This is a genomic window from Mesorhizobium sp. M7A.F.Ca.US.005.03.2.1 (genome assembly GCF_003997795.1).
GTDB lineage: Bacteria > Pseudomonadota > Alphaproteobacteria > Rhizobiales > Rhizobiaceae > Mesorhizobium > Mesorhizobium ciceri.
On record NZ_RZRP01000521.1, the window covers coordinates 1 to 4,557 of the forward strand.

The 4,557-nt window shown below is 64.3% G+C and carries 6 protein-coding genes; 1 reads left to right on the top strand and 5 read right to left on the bottom strand.

The window, feature by feature from the left end:
• The coding region (locus tag EN991_RS24555; RefSeq protein WP_164769349.1) for a chloride channel protein at positions 1-1,162 on the top strand (1,162 nt) is incomplete at its 5' end.
• Between the two features lie 13 nt (positions 1,163-1,175).
• Here the strand turns inward: EN991_RS24555 and EN991_RS24560 are convergent.
• From EN991_RS24560 to flaF, 5 genes are all read right to left on the bottom strand, one after another.
• Positions 1,176-2,819, bottom strand: coding sequence for an MFS transporter (locus EN991_RS24560; RefSeq protein ID WP_063168926.1), 1,644 nt, complete (start codon positions 2,817-2,819; stop codon positions 1,176-1,178).
• A gap of 228 nt (positions 2,820-3,047) precedes the next feature.
• Positions 3,048-3,314: a flagellar biosynthesis protein FliQ gene (gene fliQ / locus EN991_RS24565; RefSeq protein WP_013529773.1), complete on the bottom strand. Its 267-nt coding sequence runs from the start codon at positions 3,312-3,314 to the stop codon at positions 3,048-3,050.
• Between the two features lie 24 nt (positions 3,315-3,338).
• Positions 3,339-3,746: a flagellar hook assembly protein FlgD gene (gene flgD / locus EN991_RS24570; protein ID WP_013529774.1), complete on the bottom strand. Its 408-nt coding sequence runs from the start codon at positions 3,744-3,746 to the stop codon at positions 3,339-3,341.
• Positions 3,746-4,189: a flagellar biosynthesis repressor FlbT gene (gene flbT / locus EN991_RS24575; protein WP_064995636.1), complete on the bottom strand. Its 444-nt coding sequence runs from the start codon at positions 4,187-4,189 to the stop codon at positions 3,746-3,748. The genes flgD and flbT overlap by 1 nt, the downstream gene beginning before the upstream one ends.
• Positions 4,186-4,533, bottom strand: a complete 348-nt coding sequence (gene flaF / locus EN991_RS24580; protein ID WP_013529776.1) for a flagellar biosynthesis regulator FlaF — start codon at positions 4,531-4,533, stop codon at positions 4,186-4,188. The genes flbT and flaF overlap by 4 nt, the downstream gene beginning before the upstream one ends.
• Positions 4,534-4,557: the final 24 nt, after the last annotated feature.

A 4,557-nucleotide genomic window follows, 5' to 3' on the forward strand; every position in this document is an offset into this window, starting at 1 on the left:
CGCCAATGTCGCGCCTGTCATGACCGCCGCGATCTCAGCCTCGCTGACCGCTGAAATGTTCGGCGGGGTGCCTTTCCCGCTCGAGCTTTCGGGTCTGCCGGCGCTCACCGCCAGCCAGTATGTGCCGTTCCTGCTGCTCGGGCTGCTCGGCGGTGCCGCCTCGATCGCCATCATGCATCTGGTGACGCTGATCGAGCGCGGTTTCGCCAGGCTGTCGATCGATGCGTCGCTGCGCCCCGTCATTGGCGGCGTCATCGTTGGCTTGTTGGGGCTGATCACGCCGCAAGTGCTGTCCAGCGGCCATGGCGCGCTGCATCGCGAATTCTCGATGAATTACGGGCTGGCCGTGGTGGCCAGCGTCTTCGTGCTCAAGCTGGCGGCGTCGGCGGTCTCGCTGGGGTCGGGTTTTCGCGGCGGACTGTTCTTTGCCTCGCTGTTCCTCGGCGCGCTGCTCGGCAAGGCGTTCGCGGATGTGATGCTTGTTATTTCTCCGGCAACCGGCATCGACCCTGCCGTCGCCGCCGTCGTCGGCATGACGTCGCTCGCCGTCGGTGTCGTCGGCGGTCCGCTGACGATGACCTTCCTGGCGCTGGAATCGACCCGCGACCTGACGCTGACCGGCGTCGTGCTGGCCGCCTCGATCATGTCGGCCATCCTGGTGCGCGAAACCTTCGGCTACTCGTTCTCGACATGGCGCTTCCATCTGCGCGGCGAGACCATCCGCAGCGCCCACGATGTCGGCTGGATGCGCAGCCTCACAGTCGGCTCGATGATGCGCAAGGACATCAAGACCATCTATGCCTCGACGACGCTGGCAGCCTTCCGCAAGGAGGTGCCGCTCGGCTCTGCCCAGCGCGTCATCGCCGTCGATGCGGGCGACCACTATGTCGGCGTGCTGATCGTGGCCGAACTGCACAGCGATCCGTCCGATGGCGAGGTGCCGGTGCGCGATCTCGCCAAATACAAGGACGCGGTGTTGGTGCCGAGCATGAACGTGCAGGCCGCCGCGGAAACATTCCAGCGGGCGGGCGCCGAAGAACTCGCCGTGGTCGAGGATTTCACCGACCATATCGTGCTGGGCCTGTTGACCGAAGGCCATCTGATGCGACGCTATGCCGAGGAACTCGACAAGGCCCGCCGGGACCTGTCGGGCGAGGGCTAAGGGACACCCGGAGTCAGTGCTCAATAGGTCCCTTGGCCATCACGAGGGCCGTGCCGGCGGTCGTCGGGCGCTCGATCATGCGGCGTACGCGGGGCGGTTCGTCGCCGCTGTGCAGGGCCCGCACGCGTTCGCCGATGACGGCGTCGGCATGGGTGATGCGTCCATTGTGCCTGATATACTCGATCCAGGTCGGCGTGTGATAATGCTCGATCCATACGGTGGGATTCTCGAGATCGCGCGCCAGCGTCCAGTTGCGGGCGCCGTCACGGCGGCGGATGCGGCCGCGTTCGGCCATGATGGCGAGGAACTCCGGTTCGTCCTCGTGGCGGATCACATACTCGATCATGATGGCGATGGGACCACTGCGCGGCTTCAGGTCAAGCGCCAAATGCGGTTCCTTGAAGCGATTGAGCGGGTCGAGGTTGAGCACCTGCTGTTGCGGCAGCGGGAGCAAAAGACCGATGGCGCCGCCGGCCAGCATGGCGATGCTGGCGGCGATCAGCGCGGTTTCGGCGCCATGCGCGTCGGCGACGACGCCCCAGATCCAGCTGCCGAGCGCGATGCCGCCGAAGGTCGCGGTCTGGTAGACCGACAGCACCCGGCCGACCACCCAGCGCGGCGTCGCCATCTGCACCGTGACGTTGAAATGCGAAAGCGCGATCACCCAGCAGGCACCGCCGACAAGCAGGCCGAGCGACGTCTGCCAGGCATGCTGGCTGACGGCGGCATTGAAGGCGCAGACGGCGAAGCCGGCGAACGCACAGCGCACCATCGTCTCGCTGGAGAGCAACTGCCGCAGCCTGACGCTGATCAAGGCGCCGCCGACCGCGCCGATGCCGAAGGCGCCGAGCATGATGCCATAGGTAAGCGCATCGCCCTTGACGACGTCGCGCGCCACCAGAGGCAGCAACGCAAGCACAGCGCCTGCACTGAAGCCGAACGCAGCACCCCTGACCAGCACCTTGCCGATATTGGGCGACATGGCGACATAGCGCAGGCCGGCGCCCATGGCGGCCCCCAGCGACTCGCGCGGCAAGGTCGATACCGGCACGTTCGGCTTCCAGCGCGCCAGCACGACGATCAGGCCGATATAGCTCACCGCGTTCGCCGCGAAGGCGGCTGCCGCACCGGCGGCGGCGACGATGATGCCGCCGATCGCCGGACCGACGCTGCGCGTCAGGTTAAAGCCCATCGAATTGAGGGCGACGGCCGCCGGCACCTTGTTGCGGGGAACGATATCGCCGACGGAGGCTTGCCATGACGGGCTGTTGAGCGCGGTGCCGCTGTCGATCAGGAAGGTGAAGGCAAGCAGCGTCCATGGCGTGATCAGGCCCGAATAGGTGAACAGGGTCAGAAGCACCGACACCACCAGCATGAAGGTCTGGGCGACCAGCATCACCTTGCGCCGGTCGAAACTGTCGGCGATGGCGCCGGCGACCAACGCAAACAGCATGATCGGCAAGGTGGTCGAAGCCTGGACAAGGGCCACCTGATAGGGCGAGGTGGCGATCGTGGTCATCATCCAGGCGGCGCCGACACCCTGGATCAGGCCACCGAAATTCGAGACGAGACTTGCGCCCCACACGGCGCGGAAAATGCCGTGCCGGAAGGGCGCCAGCGCCGAGACGCTCTCGCTGTCCGGCTTTTCGTCAATCATTTGGAATTCCTGCCATGTCGTGCCTGCCCGTCAGACAATCCGTTTGCGCAGACCGTTTGCCGAAAGTAGGGCATGGCGCCGCAAAGGGCAAAAAAGCTCATGGTCCAACAATGGGATAGAGGCGGTCCAGGCCTTGTCTGCCGTGCGTGCGGAGGCGCCAAGGGGATCGGCGGCGTCTGTCTTCGGACAATTACGACGGCATGCCGCGGCACGCCTTCCCAAAACAGGTTAGAACCCGTTCTGGATGCGCTCGAAGATGACGTTGGTGAAGGCCGATATCTGGCTGCCGATGAAGGGGCCGGTCAGCGCCACCACCAGCATGATGGCGACGATCTTCGGCACGAAGGTCAAGGTGATTTCCTGCACCTGGGTCAGCGCCTGGATGAGGGCGATGCCGATGCCGACCACCATGGCGACCAGCACCACCGGAGCGGACGCGACGAGCACCGTCCATACCGCGTACTGGACGATGTCGAGAGCGTCGGCCTCATTCATGGGACTGGCTCTCTGTCGAAAGCGTCAGCTTGCCGCCTTGACCGAAACTCCCGGACCGACCGCGACTTCGGTGCCGTTCTGCAGCACGGCGATGAGACCGTTGCTGGCGAGGCGCACCGAAGCCACGGTGCCCGTCGTTAGGCCGTCGGCGGAGGTTATCGAGCGTCCGATCAGTGCGTCGGCCTGCGACAGCGCCGAGGACTGCATGATCTGGTTGAGCTTGGTGTTGGTCTGCACCGATTGCTCGACCTGCGAGAAGGTGGCGAGCTGGGCGACATACTGCGTCGAATCCATCGGCTTGGTCGGATCCTGGTTCTTCATCTCGGCGATCAGAAGCTTCAGGAAGGACTGGTAGTCGACCGCTGTCTTCGAGGTGGACGCGGTGGCCTGATTGGCGCCGGTCGGAATCGTCGTCGTCATGTCCACGTTCATCAGTATCGTGCTCCCACAGCCAACGGGCGCTCGGCACCCGAAATATCGTCATTGCCACCCAGCGCGCGGCGTTCGAGCGGATAAAGTGCGCGGATCGCCTTCAGCGCTTCGTAGATATGGTCCTCGCCGACCATGCGGTCGATCTGTTTCAGCGCGCTGCAGATCTGGCCGTCCTCGAAGCTTGCCAGAAGCAGCGGCAGCGAACGACGGAACATCTCGCGTGCGGCGGCGGCGCCGGCCGGGTTCATCAGCATGACCTGCAGGATGAAATAAAGCTGCTTGAGCGGTGTCGAGGCATCTTCGGCCTGGATCACGTGGTTTTCGAGCAGGAACTGGACGTCGTTCATCAATTCGACGGTGACCTTGCGGTCGACCCGGATGACGGCGCCGTTGATATAGATCTTTTCGTTCGGCTTCAGCGATATCTTCAGCGTGTTGGTCATTGAATGCCGTCCCTGATGATCTGGGACACCTCGATCAGCCCTTCGAAATTGTTGGTGCGGCCCTGACGGATGTCCTCCGCCTCGCGCAGCAGCCACAGGCCGATGGAAATGAGGTTGGCGCGCAGTTCCTTTGGCAGGGCGTTGTCGCTGGAGCCAAGATCCTCGACGAAGGCGGTCCAGACGCGGTTGGTGAAGTGAAGCGCCTCTATCGCCTCCATCGAACCGTGGCCGGCCACTGCTGCTGCCGCCAGCATGTCGATCGAGCGGGTCAGAAGCTCGCGCTCGCGGTCCTTCGCGTCGGCAACGGAGTTGCTCTGGATGTCGGCGTAGGAGAATTGGTACATCGTTGGGGCTCTACCGTTCCGTTA